This is a genomic window from Anaerolineales bacterium, assembly GCA_019637805.1.
Taxonomy (GTDB): Bacteria; Chloroflexota; Anaerolineae; order Anaerolineales; family UBA11579; genus JAMCZK01.
In genome coordinates, this window is the sequence record JAHBVB010000001.1 from 833,493 (window position 1) to 855,366 (window position 21,874).

The 21,874-nt window shown below is 62.4% G+C and carries 19 protein-coding genes; all 19 read left to right on the forward strand.

From position 1 onward, the window contains the following. Positions 1-29 precede the first annotated feature (29 nt). Positions 30-1,511, forward strand: a complete 1,482-nt coding sequence (locus KF885_04090) for a B12-binding domain-containing radical SAM protein (GenBank protein ID MBX3048331.1) — start codon at positions 30-32, stop codon at positions 1,509-1,511. A gap of 12 nt (positions 1,512-1,523) precedes the next feature. Next, positions 1,524-2,459, forward strand: coding sequence for a glycosyltransferase (locus KF885_04095; GenBank protein ID MBX3048332.1), 936 nt, complete (start codon positions 1,524-1,526; stop codon positions 2,457-2,459). A gap of 3 nt (positions 2,460-2,462) precedes the next feature. After that, positions 2,463-3,395 carry a class I SAM-dependent methyltransferase gene (locus tag KF885_04100; GenBank protein ID MBX3048333.1) on the forward strand — a complete coding sequence of 311 codons (933 nt, stop codon included), beginning with the start codon at positions 2,463-2,465 and terminating at the stop codon, positions 3,393-3,395. Positions 3,396-3,482: 87 nt separating this feature from the next. Then, positions 3,483-4,901 carry an FAD-dependent oxidoreductase gene (locus KF885_04105; protein ID MBX3048334.1) on the forward strand — a complete coding sequence of 473 codons (1,419 nt, stop codon included), beginning with the start codon at positions 3,483-3,485 and terminating at the stop codon, positions 4,899-4,901. Between the two features lie 11 nt (positions 4,902-4,912). Further along, positions 4,913-7,474, forward strand: a complete 2,562-nt coding sequence (locus KF885_04110; protein ID MBX3048335.1) for a hypothetical protein — start codon at positions 4,913-4,915, stop codon at positions 7,472-7,474. Beyond that, positions 7,471-9,015, forward strand: coding sequence for a glycosyltransferase family 39 protein (locus KF885_04115; protein MBX3048336.1), 1,545 nt, complete (start codon positions 7,471-7,473; stop codon positions 9,013-9,015). Before KF885_04110 ends, KF885_04115 begins: the two co-directional genes overlap by 4 nt. A 39-nt stretch (positions 9,016-9,054) precedes the next feature. Further along, entirely contained in the window at positions 9,055-9,552 is a 498-nt protein-coding gene (locus KF885_04120) for a winged helix-turn-helix transcriptional regulator (GenBank protein MBX3048337.1), read from the forward strand. Further along, positions 9,542-10,567 carry an NAD(P)-dependent oxidoreductase gene (locus KF885_04125; GenBank protein MBX3048338.1) on the forward strand — a complete coding sequence of 342 codons (1,026 nt, stop codon included), beginning with the start codon at positions 9,542-9,544 and terminating at the stop codon, positions 10,565-10,567. Before KF885_04120 ends, KF885_04125 begins: the two co-directional genes overlap by 11 nt. Positions 10,568-10,573: 6 nt before the next feature. Further along, complete coding sequence (locus KF885_04130; protein MBX3048339.1) at positions 10,574-11,536, forward strand: GDP-L-fucose synthase; 963 nt, start codon at positions 10,574-10,576, stop codon at positions 11,534-11,536. Positions 11,537-11,540: 4 nt separating this feature from the next. Further along, positions 11,541-12,392, forward strand: a complete 852-nt coding sequence (locus tag KF885_04135; GenBank protein MBX3048340.1) for an ABC transporter permease — start codon at positions 11,541-11,543, stop codon at positions 12,390-12,392. Positions 12,393-12,395: 3 nt separating this feature from the next. Further along, entirely contained in the window at positions 12,396-13,679 is a 1,284-nt protein-coding gene (locus KF885_04140) for an ABC transporter ATP-binding protein (protein ID MBX3048341.1), read from the forward strand. After that, on the forward strand, positions 13,672-15,273 hold the full coding sequence (locus KF885_04145; protein ID MBX3048342.1) for a hypothetical protein: 1,602 nt from the start codon (positions 13,672-13,674) through the stop codon (positions 15,271-15,273). Before KF885_04140 ends, KF885_04145 begins: the two co-directional genes overlap by 8 nt. A gap of 7 nt (positions 15,274-15,280) precedes the next feature. Then, positions 15,281-16,111 (forward strand): methyltransferase domain-containing protein, encoded by an 831-nt coding sequence (locus KF885_04150; protein MBX3048343.1) that lies wholly within the window; start codon positions 15,281-15,283, stop codon positions 16,109-16,111. A 13-nt stretch (positions 16,112-16,124) separates the two neighbouring features. Further along, positions 16,125-17,132, forward strand: coding sequence for a UDP-N-acetylglucosamine 4,6-dehydratase (inverting) (gene pseB, locus KF885_04155; GenBank protein ID MBX3048344.1), 1,008 nt, complete (start codon positions 16,125-16,127; stop codon positions 17,130-17,132). Then, positions 17,129-18,064: an SDR family oxidoreductase gene (locus KF885_04160; GenBank protein MBX3048345.1), complete on the forward strand. Its 936-nt coding sequence runs from the start codon at positions 17,129-17,131 to the stop codon at positions 18,062-18,064. Before pseB ends, KF885_04160 begins: the two co-directional genes overlap by 4 nt. A gap of 5 nt (positions 18,065-18,069) precedes the next feature. Continuing rightward, positions 18,070-19,134, forward strand: a complete 1,065-nt coding sequence (locus KF885_04165) for an N-acetylneuraminate synthase family protein (protein ID MBX3048346.1) — start codon at positions 18,070-18,072, stop codon at positions 19,132-19,134. A gap of 9 nt (positions 19,135-19,143) precedes the next feature. Then, positions 19,144-20,208, forward strand: coding sequence for a glycosyltransferase (locus KF885_04170; GenBank protein ID MBX3048347.1), 1,065 nt, complete (start codon positions 19,144-19,146; stop codon positions 20,206-20,208). Next, complete coding sequence (locus KF885_04175; GenBank protein MBX3048348.1) at positions 20,208-20,969, forward strand: glycosyltransferase family protein; 762 nt, start codon at positions 20,208-20,210, stop codon at positions 20,967-20,969. The genes KF885_04170 and KF885_04175 overlap by 1 nt, the downstream gene beginning before the upstream one ends. Then, positions 20,966-21,874: a hypothetical protein gene (locus KF885_04180; GenBank protein ID MBX3048349.1), complete on the forward strand. Its 909-nt coding sequence runs from the start codon at positions 20,966-20,968 to the stop codon at positions 21,872-21,874. Before KF885_04175 ends, KF885_04180 begins: the two co-directional genes overlap by 4 nt.

Consider the following 21,874-nt stretch of genomic DNA (forward strand, 5'->3'; position numbering starts at 1 on the left):
TTGAGCGCCTCACTGGAGGCGTTCTTTCTATGTCCATCGTCCTGATCAATCCCAACCTGGTGGCGCAACGCAATGACCCCTTCACCACCGGCATTGTCTACATGCCCATCAGCCTGGCCTATTTGGCCGGGGCGTTGCGCGCCGCCGGGCACCCGCTGCAGGTGATTGATGCCTACGCGGCGGCTCCGCGGCAGGCGCGCCGTGAAGGCAACTTCAACTTTTACGGCCTGACCGCCGCCCAAGTCGCTGAGCGTATCCCGGCGGATGCGCAGGTGGTCTTCGTCTACGCCATTAATCTGACCAACCACCTTTCCAGCCTGGCGCTGGTGCGCGCCGCCCGAGCCGCGGCCCCGGCCGCCAAGCTGGTGGTGATGGAGAACACCCAGGCGGTTACCGCCTACGCCTTGTCCGAGGTCGCCGCTGAATTCTATGCCGCCGGGGCTGATTTCGTGCTGACCGGCGAGGCAGAGCGACGCGCCCTGCGCCTGTTGGAGGCTTTGCAAGCCGGCGACCCGGCGGCTCTCCGCGCTATTGACGGCCTGGGCAGCCCGGATTTCTATAACCTGCCGGCTGGCTTCATGGATGAAAGCCAGCTGGACGCACTGCCCCTCCCGGCCTGGGACCTGTTCCCGCTGGAGAATTATTGGAGCCTGCGTTTTGCCCATGGCCCGCTTTCGGCCGAGCGCTACCTGCCGCTGCTGACCTCGCGCGGCTGCCCATACCCGTGCGGCTTCTGTGTGGTGCCGGCCACCAATCGCCAGAAATGGCGACCGCGTTCGGCCGCCAACGTAGTCGATGAGATCGAGCATTTTCAGAAGACGCTGGGCGTCAGTGAATTTCACGTCGAAGACCTGGACCCGACCATCTCGGACGAGCGCATCCGCGCCATCTGTGCTGAGATCTTGCGCCGGGGTTTGCAGGTCACCTGGAAGATCGCCGCTGGGACCAAAGTGGAGACGATGCGTGATGAAGAAACCATCGACCAGATGGCCGCGGCGGGCTGCCGCTATATCTCGATCTCGCCCGAGACGGGGTCGCCGCGTCTGCTCAAGCTGATGCGCAAGCCCTTCAATTTGCAGCATGCTGTGCGCCTGGTCAAGCGCATGAACCAAGTGGGCATTCGCTCCCAGGCCTGCTTTGTGCTGGGCTATCCTGGCGAAACCGCCCAAGACCGCCAGATGACCTGGGATCTGGTGCACGACTTGACCCAAGTGGGCGTGGACGAAGTAGCTTTGTTCATTGTCACGCCGGTGCCAGGTTCTTCTATTCACAAGCAATTCTCCGGCTATGCCAGTTTGTCTGAACTCAACTTCAGCCCTACCTGGCGAGAGGACTACGCTGAATTGGCGCGTTTCCGCCTGCGCTTGTACGCTCACTTCCTGTGGTGGAAACTGCGTTATCATCCCCTTAAGCTGCTGCGCCAGCCCTTTAACTTCCTGCGCCGGCGCTTCGAGACCAAGATGGAGATGGTGCCTTACCGGGCGCTGGCCCTGCGCTGGCTGGCCCGCTAAGGAATAGCCCGTATGCCCGCAAAAAAGACCCGCAGCGCCAAACCGAGTATCGCCGTGGCGATCCCCTGCCACAACGAGGCGGCCACGATCGCTAAAGTGGTCAAAGACTTTCGTAAGGCTTTGCCGCGCGCTCCAATTTACGTGTTTGACAATGCCTCCACCGACGGCAGCGCTGACTTGGCGCGCAAAGCCGGGGCCGAAGTGCACCCGGTGCCTGCACTGGGCAAAGGCAATGTGCTGCGCGCCATCTTCGATGACCTCAAAGAAGACATTGTGGTCCTGGTGGATGGTGACGACACCTACCCGGCCGAGGAAGTCAGCACTTTGCTGCAGCCGGTGCTGACCGGCGCGGCGGACATGACCGTGGGCCATCGCTTGGACGGCGCCAGCGACGCCAACATGAAGCGCCTCAATCAATTTGGCAACCGCATGATCGTGGCCTACATTAACCGTCTATTCGATACACAATATGACGATGTGCTTTCCGGCTATCGGGCTTTCAACCGCCGCTTCATGGAGAGTGTGCCGGTGCTGACCAGCGGCTTTGAGGTGGAGACCGAGATCACCTTGCAGGCCTTGGCCGAAGGGCTGAGCGTGCTGGAGGTGCCGGTCAGTTACCGCAGCCGCCCGGAGGACAGCCAGTCCAAGCTGCGGCCTTTCGCCGACGGCTACCGCATCGTGCTGACCGCCGCCATCCTGCTGCGCGACCATCGCCCGCTGCGCCTGTTTGGCGCCATCGCTGCATTTTTCTGGAGCCTGGCGCTGGTCGCCGGTGTGCTGCGCTTGTTCAGCATCTTTGGGCAGGGCAGCTTGCCGGACAGCATTTTGGGCGGCGTGGTGCTGCTGGGCGTGCCTTCAGGGTTGATCGCCCTGGGCATTGGTCTGTCCCTCAACGCTATCAACACTCGTTTCCAAGAGATCAAAACTTTCTTACGAAGAAGCCGATAACTGATGCCCAATACTGTTGAAGCCTATAAGGCCCTACTAGAGACTGTGCCCTGCAATCTGTGCGGCGCAGACGAGTATGAAGTGGTTTACCCGCCGCGCTACGAAGAGGCCAAGCCTGACGAAATTGCCAACACTTTCCGTTCTTCGGGCGATGAAGTGCTGTTGGACCAGTTGGTGCGCTGCAAGTCCTGCGGCCTGCTGTATCTAAACCCGCGGCTCCGCTCCGATGTGGTCATTGGCGGTTACAGCGATGGTACGGATGAGCTGTTTGTCTCGCAGGCGGCCGGCCGCGAGCGCACGTTTGCCAAGTCGCTCAAGCTGATCGAGCGCCTGCGCCCCAGCCGCGGCCGCCTGCTGGACGTGGGCACGGCCGGCGGTTCCTTTCTGGCGGTGGCGCAGCGCGCTGGCTGGCAGGTGGCGGGCTGCGAACCCAACCGCTGGATGTCGGAGTGGGCCAAGCAGCACTACGGCCTGGATGTGGTGCCTGGCACCATCCATGACATGCAGTTGGCAGACGAGAGCTTTGATGTGGTCAGCCTGTGGGATGTGCTGGAACATACGCCAGACCCCAAGACCACTCTGGCCGAATGCGCCCGGGTACTGAAGCCAGGCGGTTTGCTGGTGGTCAATTATCCTGACATCGACTCGTTGGTCGCGCGTCTGATGGGCCGTCGCTGGGTCTTCCTGCTTTCGGTGCACTTGTATTACTTCACCCCGCCCACGCTGAAGCGCATGCTGGCGGAGATGGGCCTGAACGTGCTGAGCACGCGCCCGCACTGGCAGAGCCTGGAGCTAGGCTATGTGCTTTTCCGCATGGAAGCTTATGTGCGCCCAGTGGCCCGAGCGGCAGGCTGGTTGGTGAAACGCCTGGGCCTGGCCCACATGCAGATCCCTTATTGGATGGGGCAGATGTTGGTGCTGGCGGAAAAGGCTTAAGGCCCGTTATTATTGTTGGGATATCAGAGGCGGCTCGCCAGCGTCAAAGCGGCCGGCCGCCTTCTTTTTGCGGAGCGTAATCATTTGATGGAAAAAGAAAAGATCGTAGTGCTGGGCGCCGGTGTGGGCGGCTTGGCAGCGGGGTATTTTTTGGCGCGCACAGGCAAGTATGCTGTGACCGTGCTGGAGAAAGAAGCCGTGATCGGCGGCCTGTGCGCCAGCTTTGAACACGACGGCTTTGTGCTGGACTACGGCGCGCACAAGCTCTATTCAGTGATCCCGGGAGTATTGGACGAAGCTCTGGACCTGATGGGCGACCGGCTGGTTCGCCTGCCGAAAAAGAACCGCCTGTACTTGGAAGGCAAGCTGGTGGACTATCCGTTGAAGCTGGGCAACCTGGCCAGCGCGCTAGGCCCCTGGCGCTTTTTGCAGATCGGCTTTGGTTACGGCATCGAATTGCTCAAAGGACTCTTCAACCGCCACGCGCCGCGTTCCTACGAAGAATACATTATTCGCCGCTTTGGGCGGCCGACCTACGAATTGGTCTTTGAGCCGCTGGCCGACAAGGTCTGGGGCCAGCCCGCCAGCCTGCATCCCGAAATGGCGCGCACGCGCCTGCCCGCCTCAGGCGGCATGGAGCTGGTGTTGAAGCTGCTGGGCCTGAAGAAAGAAACCGCAGATACCAATGCGGAATTCTTCTATTATCCCAAAGCGGGCTTTGGCGACTGGCCGCAGGCGCTGGCCGAAGGCATTCAGGCGCACGGTGGCCGGGTGCTGACCGGCGTGGATGTACGCGGCCTGCAGATGGACGGCGGCCGGGTGCGCGCTGTGCACAGCGCGGTGAATGGCAAGGCGCAGGATTTCGACTGCGATTACCTGGTGTCTTCGCTCCCGCTGCCCTTGCTGGGCCGTATGGTCTTCGGCGACAGCGATGCTGAATTCAACCGGGCGGTGACCGGCTTGCAGTTCCGCCACTTGGTCCTGGTGTATGTGTGGGTCAAGCGCTCGCTGGTGATGCAAGACCAGTGGGTCTTCTTCCCGCAGCGCAATGTCGTTTTCAGCCGTTTGTTCGAGCAGAAACAGATGAACCCGCAGTTGGGCCCGGCTGACCGCACCGTGATCACCGCAGACTTCACCGCGGCCGAAGGCAGCGCCCTGTGGCAGGCCAGTGACGCCGACCTGGTGCAACAGGTGGTGGACGGCTTGGTCAAGACCGGCTTTGTCAAGGCTGATGAAGTAGAAGGCAGCCTGGTGATCCGCAAACCCAACTTTTACCCGCGCTACGACCTGGAGTACGCCGAAAAGATGAAGCTGGTCAGCGACAAGCTGCGCCAGGTGCCCAACCTGCTGACCACCGGGCGCATCGGCATGTACAACTACAACAACTCCGACCACTGCGCCGACATGGGCCGCTTTATTGCCGAACACTTGGCCGCCGGCGAAGCCGCTCCTGACATCTGGCAAGCGCTGGAACGGCGTGTGGCGGAATACAAGATCGTTGACTGATTAAGGAGCGCATGGCCGCCGCTGTGACTCCCCTGAAGACCCAGAAGGCCTGGCAACTCGCCCTGGCCTTGGCGGCTTTGGCGGGCTGGGCGACCGCGGCCGCTTTACTGGCCTCGCCCAGCGAAGCCGGTCGCGCCAGCCTGGGTGGCTATTCACTGGAACGCCTGGCCCTGACGCTGGCCGCCGTGCTGCCGGCGCTTTTGTTCACCTGGCTGGCACTACGCACCTGGCGCCAGCCAAGCGGGCTGGCGCAGAAACTCAAGCCTGTGGGCGGTCTGCCCCAGGCCATGTTTGCCGGCTTGGCCGCCCTGTTGGCGGTGGTCTTCTTCATCTCAGTCGGGTTGGCGCTGCTGCCCGAAGCCCGGGCGGTTTCTCTGTTCGGCTCCCTTTCATTGTATCTATTGCGCTTGCTGCCTTTGCTGTGGTTCGCCGCCCTGGTCAGTGGTCTGGCGTTGGTGTTGCTGCTGGCCGAGCGGTTCGGGAGCGCAGCGGACTTTACTGGCCAGAAGCCCGTCTTGCGTCTGGGGCTTGCTGTTTACCTGGGCATCCTGGCCCTCGCCGGTCTGGTGGCGCTGACTGGGCTTGGCCTGGGGTTTGATGCCACCACCTGGAACGCGCCCAATGCCCCCATCCTCCTGACCCAGGTTGGGCTTTCACTGGCCGCAGCGCTGCTCACATTGCGGTTGGCTTTTGGCCTGCGCCAACGTTGGGCAGCCCTGGTTGCGCCGCGGTGCTTCGAACTGGCGCTGGCTGCACTGGTTTGGCTGGTGGCGGCGGTGTTGTGGCTGGGCCAGCCTGCGCAGCCCACTTATTACAATTCGCCGCCTTTGCCACCCACGCAGCAAAGCTTCCCGCTCTCGGATGCTTTCAACCATGATGTGATAGCCAACAGTGTGCTGATCGGCGAAGGCTTTCGCTTCAATGACTTCGTCGCCATCCGCCGTCCGCTCTACATTCAGTTTCTCGCCGGCCTGGAAGCTGTGGTGGGGGCGAATTACGGCGCGGTGGTCAGCCTGCAGGTGTTGGTGTTGGCCTTGTTTCCCGCCTTTTTGTTCCTGCTGGCCAGCCGCCTGCATAACCCACTCTCCGGCTTGGTGCTGGCCGGCCTGATTATCTTAAAAGAGTCCAATGCGATTGCCCTGGGCAATGTGATTAACAGCTCACATGCCAAGCTGATCATGGCAGACCTGCCCACTGCGCTGGCTATGTCTGCTTTTGGGCTGGGCGCAGTGGCCTGGCTGCGAGGCTCGCCGCGCAACTGGCTGGGTGCGCTGCTGCTGGGTGGCTTGCTGGGCTGGTTTATTTTGCTGCGCTCGCAGGTGCTGACCCTGGTGCCGTTCTTCGGTTTGATCGGGCTGCTCACCTGGGGGTTACGGGTTGGCTGGCGGCCGGTGCTGCTGTTCGGGTTAGGAGCGCTGTTGGTGGCGGCCCCCTGGGTGGTGCGCAACCGCGTGCTGATGGGCCAATGGGCGATCGAGGACGCGGTGGTGGCCGGCTTTTTGGCCAATCGTTACAGCCACACGCCGGGCACCTTTGGCTTGCCGTTCCTGGACGGCGAAAGCGAGGGCCAGTATTACGCCCGCCATATGCAAAGCGTGCGCACTTTTACGCAAGAGAACCCGGGTTATGTGGCAGGCTTTGTTGCCGATAACTACGCCCGCAACCTGATCCTGACTGCGCTGCCCATGCCGCTTTCCTTAGAGTTGCGCGACCTTGAGAGTCATGTGCGGGAGCTGCCGTACTGGCCGAGTTGGGATGGTCGCCTGGCGCTGGAAAGCGTCCTGCCGATTGCTTTGAACCTGTTCCTGGTGGCCTTGGGTCTGGCGGTGGCCTGGCGGCAAGCGCGCTGGGCAGGCCTGGTGCCGCTGGTGATCAACCTGGGTTTCACCGCCAACCTGGCACTGGCGCGGGTCTCTGGCTGGCGTTACAACCTGCCCGCGGACTGGAGCCTGGTGTTGTACTACGCGCTGGGCCTGGGGCAATTGTTGCTGTGGACCTTTGTGTTTTTGCGGCGCAGTCCGGCAGTGCAGGCTTTTCTGTCTGACCTGTCTCAGCCTGTCAGTCCACCTTCTGCACCGGCCAAATTGACAGCCGGGCGCGCAGCTGGTGCGCTTTTGCTGCTTTTGCTGATGGGCAATTCTTTCTTGTTGATCGAAGCCTTATCCACCCCGCGTTACCAGCGGCCCAGCAGTACCGAGGCCAGCGCCATGCTGCAGGCCACGGGCCAGGCGCAACCCTGGTTGCTGGAAGGGCTGAAAAACGGCGACCTCCAAGCACTTTATGGGCGCGCGCTGCACCCGCGTTATTATGCGGCTGGGGCCGGCACCAGTGAAGGCGACTTCTATCTCACTTCTGTGATGGATTTTGAGCGAATCACTTTCTATTTGCTAGGACCCGATCCTGGCAGTGTGGCCCTGCCGTTCGGCCAGCCGCATGTTTCCTTTCCGGCTAGCAGTGATGTACTGGTGTTGCGTTGCCGCGGCGCCTCATACGCCGCGGCCGTGGCGGTCTTCCCTGCCGGCGAAGCGGGCCAACTCTTGATTTCTGATACCCTAGAGTCTAGTTGCCGGTGAAAACGCTGAACAAATTCCTGCCTCGGCTGCCTTACGCCGCGTCCCTAATCGCCTTGGCTGCGGGTTTATCCTGGATCTCTTCTGGCTTTGCCCACCTGTCCAGCCTGCCCTCCTTTTTGGTTCTACTAACCATCGCTGTGGGCCTGTTTGGGCTGACCTGGCGCATTTTGCGACCGGAGCAACCGCCGCGCTGGCTCGCTTGGCTGACAGGCGCCGCCGTGCTGCTGCGCCTGCTGATGGGCGTGGTGTGGCTGCTGGCCCTGCCCGCCGGCGGCTACGACACCGACGTGCAGCAGGCGGGCTATGTGATGCAAGACGCCTTCAATCGAGACCAAGCCGCCTGGCAGCTGGCCCAGTCTGAGACGCCGCTGGTGCACGCGTTTCAAGGCTACAGCCACACCGACCAGTACGGCGGTCTGTTGTTTCTGAGCGCAGCGGTATACCGGTACTTGGGTGGCGGCGAGCACCAGCCGTTGATGGTGTTGGTGCTGGCCGCGGCGGTCTCCGGTCTGGCGGTGGCCTACACCTGGGCTTTCGCCCGGCGTACACTGGGGCCGCGCGTGGCTCATTTGGCAGCCTGCGGCGTGGCGCTCTATCCAGAAGCGGTGCTGCTCGGCTCTTCCCAAATGCGTGAGGCCTTTACTGTCTGCCTGCTGCCCCTGGCGTTGTATGCGCTGCTGCGCTGCCGCGAGAAGCTTAGCGCGGCCAACCTGGCTTTATTACTGGTCCCGCTTGGCCTCACCGCGGCCCTGACCTCCGCTTTCATCCCTTCATTGCTGGGCACGCTGGCTCTGGTCTTTTTGGCGATCGAACGCTGGCCTTGGCTGCGCAGCCGCAGGGTTTGGCTGGGCGTGTTGGCTGCCACCGGCCTGGGTGTGCTGCTCTTCTTCCTGCTTTTTGATGAAAGCGAGCTGTGGCTGGTGCAAGCTGCGCAGTGGCAGGTGTACGTCAGCGCCAACGCCTCCGGCTGGGTGGCGCGCGAATTTGAGCGTCTGCCGCTGGGTGCGCAGATCCCCTTCCTGGTCAGCTACGGCGTGCTGCGCCCTTTGTTGCCAGCCGCGCTGACTGCCGGAGGCCCGCTGGTCTGGACGATGATTGGCGTTTGGCGGGCGTTGGGCTGGACCGTGTTGCTGGCCTTCCTGCTGTATGCCATCTATCTGGTTCTGCGTGACCGCAAGTGGCTTGAAGTGCCGGGGGCGCTGCTGCTGGCGGTGTGGGCCACCAATATCCTCACTTCCTACCGCGGCGGCGGCGACCTGTGGGACAACCCGCGCTACCGCAGCGCCTTTGCTTCCATCCAACTCATCCTGGCTGCCTGGGCCTGGGTGCGCTCGCGCGAGCGCAGCGACCCCTGGCTGCACCGGTCTATCGGTGTGGCGGTGTGCCTGCTGGTCTGGTTCATCCCCTGGTATTTACGCCGTTACGCTGACTTTGAGTGGCCTCTGGTGGATCTGCATCAGGTGGCTGGCGTGGGTTTGGCTACGGCTGGTTTGTATATCCTGTCGGACTGGATGCGCAGCAACGCCTCACCTTCTTCTTAGCAATTCATTGTTATAATTCAGCGCTTGAATTTTGAAATCATGGATTCCGGATTCGATACAGCCCGCGATATGCTCCTGTTGGAGCAGATAGAAAACGACCCTGATGTGACCCAGGCGACTTTGGCGTCCCAGCTGGGCGTGGCGGTGGGCACGGTTAACTGGCATCTGAAGCGCCTGGTGGCCAAAGGCTACGTCAAAGTAAAACGCGCCCAGCGCCGTAAATTGCGCTACATCATCACCCCGCAGGGCATCAGCCGGCGAGCACGCCTGACGGTCAATTACATCGACCATTCCATGCAGTTGTATCGCAAGACGCGCAAGCGCGTGCAGCAGCTGCTGGAAGAGGTGCGCGAGCAAGGCTACACCAGCGTGCGGGTGGAGAAGGCCAGCCAAGACCCCGAAGACATTGCTGATGTATGCCGCCTGACCTGCCTAGAGCAGGGCATGCAATTGGCCGAAGCCGAGCAACCCGGCCCCGTGCTGCGCATTTTGGGCCACAAGGTCTACCTGGAGTGGGAGGGCGAGCATGCCCACTAAGCCGGCTGAAGCCCAGCATGTGCTGGTGACCGGTGGGGCGGGCTACATCGGCTCACTACTGGTGGGTGAACTGCTGCGCCGCGGCTACCGCGTGACCGTGATGGACAAACTGCTGTTTGGCGGTGATTCGCTGCTCAGCTATCTGGCGCACCCCAATTTCTATTTCGCCAATGTGGATGTGTGGGAACCGCGCGCGCTGCGTGAGGTCTTTAAAGGCAGCGGGCAGAAGCCGGATGCGGTGGTGCATCTGGCCGCCATTGTCGGCTTCCCGGCCTGCCAGGCCGTAGGGCGCTCAGTGGCCTGGCGCTACAACGTGGAGAGCACGCAGCGCGTCTTTGAACAGGCCCAGGAACTGGGCGTGAAGCGCTTTGTCTTCGCTTCCACTTACAGCAACTATGGCCTGTCTGAGGACGGCCAGCCGGTGGACGAGGAGACCGCCCTGAACCCGCAGTCGCTGTACGCCGAGACCAAGATCGCCGCTGAGAATTATTTGCTGGAGAACCAGGCGGCAGATTGTGCGCCGCTGATCTTTCGCCTGGCGACCTTGTATGGCATCTCGCCGCGCACGCGCTTCGATTTGATCGTCAACCAGTTTGTGCTGGACGCCTACACCAAGCGCGAGCTGCTGATCTACCAGCGCGGCTATTCGCGCTCCTTTGTGCATGTGCGTGACGTGGTCGCAGGCCTGGTGCTGGGGCTGGAAGCGCCGGAAGAGAAGACGCGCGGCCAAGTTTACAATTTGGGCACCGAACAAGGCAATTACCGCAAAGACGAGATCGTCAATTTCGTCATCAAGCGTCTTCCCGAGATCCGCATCAGCTACAAGGATCTGACTTTCGGCGGCGACATGCGTGATATTCGCGTGTCCTTTGAAAAGATACGCAGGGAGCTGGGCTTTGAGACTCGCCTAAACGTAGATGACGGCGTGCGGGAAGTTTTGCATGCCCTGCAGCAGGGTTTGATCAAAAACCCGTTGGATGAGCGCTTCCGGAATGCGCAATTCATTGTGGAATAGGTGACTATGGCAGAGAACAATTTTTGGCAGGGCAAGCGAGTGACCGTCACCGGCGGCGGCGGTTTTTTGGGTTCCTTCATTGTGGAGAAGCTGCGCAGCCGCGGCGCCACCGAGATATTTGTGCCGCGCCGGAAAGATTATGACCTGGTCCAGCCGGAAGACATTGCGCGCATGCTGGCGGATGGCAAGCCCGACATTCTGATCCATGTGGCCGCCCTGGCCGGCGGGATTGGCGCCAACCGCGCCCGCCCTGGCGAATTCTTCTATGACAATTTGATGATGGGCGTGCCGCTGATGCACCAGGCCTGGCAAACTGGCGTGGACAAGTTCGTCGCCCTGGGCACGATCTGCTCCTACCCGCTGCACACGCCCACACCTTTCCGCGAAGAAGAGCTGTGGAACGGCTACCCTGAGGAGACCAACGCGCCCTACGGCCTGGCCAAGAAAATGCTGCTGGTGCAGGCGCAGGCCTATCGCCAGCAGTACGATTTCAATGCGATCTATCTATTGCCGGTGAACCTGTATGGGCCGCGCGACAATTTTGACTTGGAAACCTCGCACGTCATCCCGGCGCTGATCCGCAAGTTCCTGGAAGCCCAGGAGCGCGGCGACGCCAGTGTGCCGCTGTGGGGCGACGGCTCGCCCACGCGTGAGTTCCTGTATGTGGAAGACGCCGCTGAGGGCGTGGTGCTGGCGGCTGAACGCTATGAAGGTGGTGAGCCCATCAACCTGGGATCCGGCCAGGAGATTAGCATCAAGGATTTGGCCGAGCTGATCGCCCGCCTGGTGGGCTACCAGGGCGAATTCGTTTGGCAGACGGACAAGCCCAACGGCCAGCCGCGCCGTCTGCTGGACGTGCAGCGCGCCAAGGACAACTTTGGCTTCGTGGCAGGCACACCGTTCGAAGAGGGCTTGCGCAAGACGATCGACTGGTATCGCCAGCACCGCGCCGAGGTGGTGGGTGGATAAACCGCTGACTCCCCCGGCGCAAAGCAGCCAGCGCGTCCTGATCAAGCCGCAACGCGGCTTGGTCGGCTTGGACTTCAAGGAACTGTTCCGTTTCCGCGAGCTGATCGTTTTCCTGACTTGGCGTGACATTCTGGTGCGTTACAAACAGACCTTGCTGGGCGGCGCCTGGGCCATTCTGCAGCCTGTGCTGCAGATGCTGATCTTCAATGTGCTCTTTGGTGATATCGCCGGGCTGTCCAGCGGCGGCGTGCCGCGCCCGCTGTTCACCTATGCCGGCCTGCTGCCCTGGAACCTGTTCTCCACTTCGATGAGTGATGCGGGCCGCTCGCTGGTGACCAACCGCAACATGATCACCAAGGTCTATTTCCCACGCATTATCGTGCCGCTCTCTTCGGTGCTCAGCGGCGTGGTCGACTTTCTGGTGGCCTTTCTGCTGCTGGCGGGCATGATGGTCTATTACGGCGTGATGCCAACCAGTGGCGTGTGGGGCTTGCCGCTGTACTTGCTGCTCTCCCTGGTTACCGCTCTGGGAGTGGGCCTGTGGCTGGCCGCGCTCAACGTTCACTACCGCGATATCCGCTACATCATCCCCTTCCTGACCCAGTTCTGGATGCTGGCCACCCCGATTGCCTATGAAGCCAGTGAAGTCTTTAGCCGCCTGCCGGTTGGCTGGGAATGGCTTTACGCGCTCAACCCGATGGTGGGCGTGGTGGAAGGCTTTCGCAGCGCCCTGGTGGGCACGCCGATCTATTCGCTGGATATGCTGTGGATCTCGATCCTGACCTCACTGGTGCTGCTGCTGAGCGGGCTGGTGTACTTCCGCCGTATGGAACGCACCTTTGCGGATGTGGTCTAAGCCATGAGCGAATACGCCATTCGGGTTGATGGCCTGGGCAAGAGCTATGCCTTGGGCGGCAAAGTAGAGCGCTACCGCACCCTGCGCGACAGCCTGGCGGATATGGTCAGCTGGCCGGCGCGTATGTTGAAGGGCGATTTGCGCCGGGATGCCGAGCGCATTTGGGCCTTGAAAGACATCTCGTTCGATGTGCGCCAGGGGCAGGTTTTGGGCGTGATTGGGCGCAACGGCGCAGGCAAGAGCACGCTGCTCAAGATCCTCTCGCGGGTCACTGACCCCAGCGCCGGCTATGCCGAGATCAACGGCCGGGTCGGCTCCCTGCTTGAGGTGGGCACCGGCTTTCATCCGGAGCTCTCTGGGCGCGAGAACATTTACCTGAATGGCGCGGTGCTGGGTATGAAGCGCCGCGAAATTGGCGCCAAGTTCGACGAGATCGTCGAGTTTTCCGGCGTGTCCAAGTTCATTGATACGGCTGTCAAGCATTATTCCAGCGGGATGTATTTGCGCCTGGCCTTCTCCGTGGCGGCCCATCTGGAGCCGGAGATATTGGTGGTGGACGAAGTGCTGGCGGTGGGCGATGCTGAATTCCAGCGCAAGTGCCTGGGCAAAATGGGTGAAGTGGCCGAGGCGGGCCGCACCGTGTTGTTCGTCAGCCACAACATGTCCGCCATTCTGCGCCTGACCGAAGAATCGATCGTGTTGGACAAAGGCGAGCTGGTCTACCGGGCGCCCACCAGCCAGGCCGTGGACCATTACATGGCCACCGGCCTCTCGCAGACCGGTGAACGCACCTGGCCTGCCGAAGAGGTGCCTGCCGATGCGGCCCCTTTCCGCCCGATTGCCATGCGCGTCAAAGACACCGCCGGCCGGGTGGCCGAGACGGTCCAGTCTCCGCAGCCGGTAGACATCGAAGTCGAATACGAACTCAGCCAGCCGATCCAAGGGCTGCGCCTGGGCATTTACCTGCAAACCATGCGCGGCGAAGTGGTCTTCACTTCCTTCGATACGGACGACCCCAAAGACTATGAGAAATACGCCACGCGTCCCGCCGGCCACTATGTCAGCCGCGTCACCATTCCGGCCGACACGCTGAACGAAGGCCAGTATGTGCTGGGCTTGAACGCCAGCGCGTTCCGCGTGCGCCGCTATTTTCAGGACGAGCGCGCCCTGGCCTTCATCGTGGATGCGATGGGCGCCCCGGGCATGCAGTGGCCGGAGCCGCGCCAGGGTCTGGTGCGGCCCAAGCTGGATTGGATGATCGAGCATGATGGAGCGGCGCGTGCCTAATACGCGTGAGCGCTTGAAGGGCTGGCTGGGCAGCCTGCCCCTGACGGCTGAACTGGATTGGAGCCTGCGCGGCCGCAAGGCGCCTGGTGACGGCTTCAAGCTTGAGGAATTGCGCACATCCCTGCCGGGCTGGTGCGCTGCGGCGTCTGCCGCGGCGGACGCCGTAGCACAGCAGGCGACCACCAGCGGCAAGGCGCTGGTGTTTGCCACACTGCATTATTGGATCGGTCATGCGGCGCTGCTTTCGCTGGCCCTGGCGGGCAGCGGCCACCAAACCACCCTGGCCTGGCTGCCCTACGCTACCTGGAAGGAGCCGGTCAGCCGCTTTGACCTGCGCCGGCGGGAGGCTTACCTGCGCCAGGTGCTCAAACCGGCTGCTGGGCTGATCGGCCTGCAATCTTTTCTGGAGGCGCCTGCAGCTGTGGAGCTGCCGGCAGCGTTGGCCGAAGCCGTGGAGCAGGTCTCGGTGATGGATACCCAGTACACCTTGCAGGTGGAAGAGGTCGACAAGACCAGCCAGCTGTTCCAGCTGCGCGCCCAGCGTAACCGGGCCGCCGCCGCCGCAGCCCTGGCTTGGCTGCAGGCGGAGCGGCCCGACGTGGTCATCTTGCCCAACGGCCTCATTCTGGAATTTGGGGCGATCTTCCAGGCGGCGCGCTATTTGGATATCCCCGTGGTGAGCTACGAGTTCGGTGAGCAGCGCGAGCGCATTTGGTTGGCGCGCAACCAGCCGGTGATGCTGCAAGAGACCGACGCGCTGTGGGCGTCTCGCCGCGGCCGGCCTTTTGAAGAAGCCCAACGCGCCCAGGTACAGGAACTGTTTGCCAGCCGCCAGGCGGCGGACCTGTTCCACAATTTCTACCGCCGTTGGCAAAACCTGCCCGCCGAGGGTGGCGAGGCCGTGCGCGCCAAACTGGGCCTGGACCAGCGCCCGGTGGTGCTGCTGGCTGCCAATGTGATCGGCGACAGCCTGACCCTGGGCCGGGCCACCTTTAGCGGTGACATGAGCACCTGGCTGCACCGCAGCCTGGCCTTCTTCGCCCAGCGGCCGCAGGTGCAGTTTGTGCTGCGCGTGCACCCGGGCGAGAAGAACCTGGATGGCCCCTCAGTGGCGGATTTGGTCCACACGCAGCTGCCCGAATTGCCCGAGAATGTGCGCGTGGTGGCGGCTGGCGACCCGGTTAACACCTATGACCTGGTGGCGATCGCCGACCTGGGCCTGGTCTATACCACCACGGTGGGGTTGGAGATGGCCATGAGCGGCTTGCCTGTGATCGTGGCGGGGCGCACGCATTACCGCGGCAAAGGCTTCACGAAAGATCCTGGTTCTTGGGATGAGTACTTTGCCCTGTTGGAAACATGCCTGGCGGATTTGCCCGCCGCCCGGCTGACCCCCGAGCAGATCGACACGGCCTGGCATTACGCCTACCGCTTCTTTTTCGACTATCCCCAGCCGTTTCCCTGGCATCTCTTGCACTTCTGGACGGATGCTGAGACGCGGCCTCTGGAAACACTGTGGTCGGCAGAGGGGCAGGCCCAGTATGCGGCCACTTTTGAGTATTTGCTGGGCCAACCTTTTGATTGGGATGCATAAAGACGGAATGAGCCATAACGAGCAAGACATTAAGCGCCAGGTGCGCCAGTTTTATGACAAGGTGGGCTGGATGGAGGTCGCCGACGGCGTATACCAGAACGCACGCTACGAAGATCTGCGTCCGGTGAGCCAGGAGTACATCCAGCGCTGCCACCAGCGGGTGGCTCGCCACCTGCTGCCCACGGGCGACCTGTTCCTGGATGCCGGCTCCGGGCCGATCCAATACCCTGCTTATGTGGAGTACTCGCGCGGCTACCGCTTGCGCGTCTGCGCTGACATTTCGATCACAGCGCTTAAGGCCGCCCGTGAGCGGGTCGGCAGCCACGGCGCCTTTGTGGTCGCCGATATTTCGCGCCTACCCTTTGCGCCTAAGCGTTTTGATGCGGTGGTCTCGCTGCACACCATCCACCACCTGCCGGCCGAGCAGCACCTGCAAGCCTACGGGGAGTTGCATCGTGTCCTGGCGAGCGGGCGCAAAGCCGTAGTGGTCAACGGCTGGAGTTTCTCTCCCTTGAACAACCTGTTTGAGCGCTTTATCGCCTGGCGCAAAGGCCGCAAGCAGCAGGCGAAAGAAATCCTTTTGCCTGAAGAAGCAGAGCTGGGTAAAGGCACCTTTGTTAACAAGAATCAGGCCGCCGGGCTAAAGACTGCCTTAGGCGACAAGATGCACTTTGACCTGCTGGTGTGGCGCAGCGCCAGCACTAATGTGCTGCGCTTCTTTATTCGCCCTGAATGGTTGGGTCGTTACTGGCTGCGCTTGTTGTACGGCCTGGAAGAAATGTTCCCGCACTTTTTTGGCGAAAAGGGCCTGTATCCCCTGGTTGTGATTTCCAAGTAGAGTGGAGTTAGTGATGGATTGGACAAAACAAGTCGTACTGGTTACCGGCGGGACGGGCTCATTTGGCAAGGCCTGCATCCGCCTGTTGTTGGATGAATACAAACCGGCCAAGGTGATCGTTTTTAGCCGGGATGAGCTGAAGCAGCATGAAATGCGCATGGCTGGCTTTGACCAGCCCAACTTGCGCTATTTCATTGGCGATGTGCGCGACCAGGACCGCCTGACCCGCGCCATGGACGGCGTCACCATTGTCATTCACGCCGCGGCGCTGAAGCAGGTGCCGGCCTGCGAGTACAACCCAATGGAAGCGATCAAGACCAATATTCTGGGCACCGCCAACGTAGTCGAGGCCGCCCTGGCCACCGGCGTGCACAAGGTGCTGGCGCTGAGTACCGACAAAGCGGTCAGCCCGGTCAACTTGTACGGGGCCACCAAGCTGGCTGCCGAGAAGCTGACCGTGCAGAGCAACGCCTATTCCGGCGAGCGCCCGACGCGTTTCAGCTGCGTGCGCTACGGCAATGTGGTCGGCAGCCGCGGTTCGGTAGTGCCACTCTTTTTAAAGCAGCGCGCTGCCGGCAAACTGAGCATCACCGACGAGCGTATGACGCGCTTCTGGCTCTCGTTGGAGCAGGGCGTGCGCTTTGTGTTGAAGTCGATCGAATTGATGCAGGGCGGTGAGGTCTTTGTGCCTAAACTTCCCAGCACGACCATTACCGACCTGGCGCGCGCCATGGCCCCTGAGGCTGAGCTGGATGTGATCGGCATTCGTCCCGGCGAGAAACTGCATGAAGTGCTGATTTCCGAGGACGAAGCGCGCACCGCGGTGGAATTGGACGATATGTACGTACTGCAGCCCGCCCAAGGGCCCTGGTTTGTGCGTTCCTGGGATGGCAAAGGCAAGCCGCTGCCGGATGGCTTCCACTACGCCAGCAATGAGAACGACCAGGTCCTGAATGTGAGCGAGATCCAGGATATTGTGGCCCCCATCGCGGCTGAATGGCAGGCGGGCAAACTGGGATGACCCGCATCCTGGTGACCGGCGTCAGCGGCCTGCTGGGCAGCAACCTGGCCCTGGCCGCTGCGCCGCGTTATGAAGTGGTGGGCGTGGTACACCGCCAAGGGCTGCACAACCCTGGCTTTGAAACCGTGCAGGCAGACCTGTTGGATCTAGATGGCTTGGGCCCCCTGCTGGACGCCGTGCAGCCGGACTGGGTGGTGAATTGCGCCGCCCTGGCCAACCTGAACCAGGCCGAGCAGCAGCCGCAGCTGGCCCGGCGGCTGAACACCGAGATGCCCGGCCGCCTGGCGGCTGAAGCGGCCGCCCGCGGCCTGCGCCTGGTGCACATCTCCACTGATGCCGTCTTTGACGGCAGCAAGGGCAACTACCGCGAGACGGACGGCCCCAAGCCGCTCAGCGTTTATGCACAGAGCAAACGCATGGCTGAATTGGCGGTCAAGTCTGCCCACCCGGGAGCGATCTTGGCCCGCACAGTATTTTTTGGCTGGAGTGTGAATGGCCAGCAAAGCCTGGCCGAGTTCTTTTATAACAACCTCTCCGCTGGGCAATCTGTGCAGGGCCACACCGACCGGCGCTTTTGTCCGCTGCTGGTCACCGACCTAGCCGAACTCTTGCTGGAGATGTTGGATAAAGACCTGAATGGCATTTATCACGTGGCCAGCGCCGATTCGATCACCAAGTATGAATTCGGCCTGGCGCTTGCCGAACGGTTTGGTTTGGATCCCAGCTCGATCGAGCCTGCCGAGAGCACGGCGCACAATCCGGCCGCTAAACGCTCCCCCGACCTGAGCCTGAACACCAGCCGGCTGGTGGGAGCACTGGGCCGCCGCCCGCCCAGCATTGCCCGGGGCATTGAAGGTTTACACGCCCAGCTAGAGAACGGCCACCGCCTGCGCCTGCGGGCCATGGCCGAATCCCAGCCGCAGGAAGGATGACCGTCATGGAGATCACCATTCAGGGCCGCAAGATCGGCCTGCAGCACCCCACCTATTTCATCGCCGACATTGCTGCCAACCATGATGGCAGCCTGCAGCGCGCCGTTGAGCTGATCCGCCTGGCCAAAGAAGCCGGGGCCGATGCGGCCAAGTTCCAGAACTTCCAGGCTCCCAAGATCGTCTCCGATTATGGCTTTCGCTCGCTGGATGGCCAGATCGGCCACCAGGCGGCCTGGACCAAGAGCGTGGTCGAGGTCTACGCCGAGGCCTCGATCCCTTTCGAGTGGACGCCGACGCTGAAGGAAGCCTGTGAGGAATTTGATATCCATTATTTTTCCTCTCCGTATGACTACGATGCGATTGAGATGCTCGACCCCTATGTGCCGGCTTACAAAGCCGGCTCCAGCCTGATCTCCTGGCCGCAGGCCATCCTGCGCATGGCCGAGTTCGGCAAGCCAGTCATGATCGCCACCGGCGATTCCGATATGGCTGATGTGGAACGCACCATGGAGATGCTGCTGGCGGTCAACCGGCAGGTGGTGCTGATGCAGTGCAACACCAATTACACCGCTGCGGAGGGCAACTACGACCACTTGCACCTCAACGTGCTCAAGACCTATGCCGAACGCTGGCCGAATGTGATCCTGGGCCTCTCCGACCATACCCAGAGCGCCGCCCCCGTGGTGGGCGCCGTGGCGCTGGGTGCCCGCGTGATCGAGCGCCACTTTACCGACAGCAACGAGCGCGACGGCCCCGATCACAAATTTGCGCTCAACCCGCAGAATTGGGCCCACATGGTCGCCGAAGTGCGCATTTTGGAGCGCGCCCTCGGCTCGGCCGAAAAGTTTGTGGCCGAGAACGAGAAGGAAACCTACATCGTGCAGCGCCACTGCCTGCGGGCGGCGCGCCAGATCAAGGCGGGCGAAGTCTTCAGCGAAGATATGCTCGAGGTGCTGCGCCCGGCCACTCCCGGCGCACTGATGGCCTGGGACATCCCCCAGGTGCTGGGCAGGAAAGCCGCCGCCGACCTGCCTTACGGCAAAGATATCCGCCCGGAGGATCTGGCCTAGCTCTCTGCCATGAAGGTCTTGTACTTCAGCCGCAGCTACACGCCGCATGACCACCGTTTCCTGGCCGCCATCCAACAAGGCGGCGGCCAGGCGGTTTTTTTGCGACTGCCCGGCGAGGGCGGCAGCGAGCCGCGCGCCCTGCCTGCCGGAGTGCAAGCCCTGGCCTGGCGCGGCAGCCTGCCGGCCGCGCTGGACGAGGCCCAGCCTGACCTGCTGCACGCCGGCCCGCTGGATGACTGCGCCTACCTGGCGGCGCGCAGCCGCTTTCACCCGTTGGTGGCCATGTCCTGGGGATCTGATATTTTGTGGACCGCCCGGCGCAACGGCTTGAAACGCCTGCGCGTGCGCAAAAGTTTGCGGGCGGCCAATGCGCTGATCGGTGATTGCGCCGTAGTGCGCCAAGCGGCGGAAAACTACGGCATGCCTGCTGATAAGATCGTCACCTTTCCCTGGGGCATTGATCTGCAAGCCTTCAACCCGCACAACAGCGACGGCGGCCTGCGCGCCCGCCTGGGCTGGAGGGACAACTTTGTGCTGCTGCACTTGCGCAGTTGGGAAGCCGTCTACGACCCCCTAACGGTGGCGCGCGCCTTTGTGCTGGCTGCCCGCCAGCAGCCGCGCCTGCGCCTGCTGATGCCGGGCAGCGGCCGCCTGGAAGGGCGGCTGCACGCCATTTTTGCGCGGGCCGGCCTGCAGGAGCGCGTGCGCCTGCCCGGACGCCTGAGCCAAACTGAACTGCCCGAGTATTACCGGGCGGCTGACTTGTATTTGAGCGCTTCGCTCAGCGACGGTTCCTCGGTTTCGCTGATGGAAGCGCTGGCCAGCGGTCTGCCCGCGCTGGTTTCCGACATCCCGGGCAACCGCGAATGGGTACAGCCCGGCGAGCAAGGCTGGCTCTTCCCGGCCGGCAAGCCCGAGGTGTTGGCTGAGCGCATCCTGCGGGCCGCCGCGGCCAAAGAGCTGGCCGGCATGGCTGCTGCAGCACGGCGCACTGCGGAGCAGCGCGCCGACTGGGCGCACAATCAGCAAGGCTTGTTTGAGGCCTATCGCCTTGCAATGCAGGGGCCGCGCTGATGGCCGCGCGCGTCGTGGCGATCGTACAGGCCCGCATGGGCTCCAGCCGGCTGCCGGGCAAGGTGCTGGCTGACCTGGGCGGCCAGCCGGCCTTGGCCTGGGTCACCCGCCGGGCGGCGCGCGCCCAGTGCATAGACCAGGTGGTGGTGGCCACCTCCACTGATGAGCAAGACGACGCCATCGCTGAATTTTGCCAGGCGGCCGGGCTGCCCTGTACACGCGGCAGCCTGCACGACGTGCTGGATCGCTTCCACCAGGCCGCCGAAGAAAGCCGGGCCGAGATCGTCGTGCGTCTGACCGGCGATTGCCCGTTGATCGATCCCAGCATACTGGACGACAACCTGGGAGTCTTTCTGGCGGCCCAACCCGGGCTGGACTTCGCCGCCAATCGCCTGCCCGGCCAGCCGCGCAGCATCCCGATCGGCCTGGACGCCGAGTACTGCACCCGTGCCGCCCTGGATGCGGCCTGGCGCGAAGCCAAAGCGCCGCACCAGCGCGAGCATGTCATGCCGTTCTTGTACGAGAATCCGCAGCGCTTCAATATTCTGCATATGGAGCATCACCCCAGCTATGGCCAGTACCGTTGGACGCTGGATACGCCTGAGGACCTGCAGCTGCTGCGCGAGGTGGCGACGCACTTTGCGGATGATGCTTTTTCCTGGTTGGACGTGATCCGCTTGTTCGAGCAGCAGCCGCACTTGGCCCAAATCAACGCCGCCGTGCCGCACAAAAGCCAATATGATGTAGACCCACGCCAATGAAGAAGCTGACGATCTTCTCCACGCCCAAGCCATTCAGCGACGAGCACATCAACATCATCCAGCGCAACGCCATCCGCTCCTGGCTGCAGATGGGGCCAGAGGTGGAAGTCTTGCTGATCGGCGATGAGCCCGGCTTGGCCGCCGCCGCCAAAGAGCTTGGCGCCAACCACATCCCGCAGGTGGCCCGCAATGCGCATGGAACCCCCTTGGTCAGCGCCATCTTCCAGGCGGCGCGCCAAGCCTCGCAAGCAGAGCTGCTGTTATTCAGCAACAGCGACATCCTCTTTTTTCCCGAGACGTTGGCCCTAGCCCTCAAATTGCACGAACACCATGCTGACTTTGTGCTGATGGGCCAGCGTTATGACCTGGATGTGCGTGAGCCCTTGGACTTTGGCCCAGGCTGGTCACAGCGTTTGCGTGCCGATGTACAGGCTCGCGGTCGCCTGCACCCGTTGGGAGGCAGCGACTATTTCTTGTTCCCGCGCCAGTTGTATGTGGATATTCCTGACTTTGCGATTGGCCGGGCGGGCTGGGACAATTGGATGATCTACCAGGCCGTGCGCCAGCCGTGGTTGGATATAGACGCCACCCCTGATTTAACTGTGGTGCACCAAAACCACGATTATGCGCACCTGGATGGCGGCAAGGATCACCAGCGCCACCCGGAGACCTATGAGAATGCCGAGCTGGCTGGCGGCATGCGTACTATGTATACGCTGCTGGACCTGCGCCACCGTCTGGTGGACGGGCGCGTGGAGCGCAGTCCCTGGAGCCTGGCGCGCGCCTTCCGCTGGCTGGAACGCGGCTTGCAGACCGACGAGATGGAAGGCCGCGGGCTGCGCTGGCGGCTGCTGACCTGGCTGCGCCGTCTGCGGCGCAAATTGAACAGAATGGGATTGGCCTAA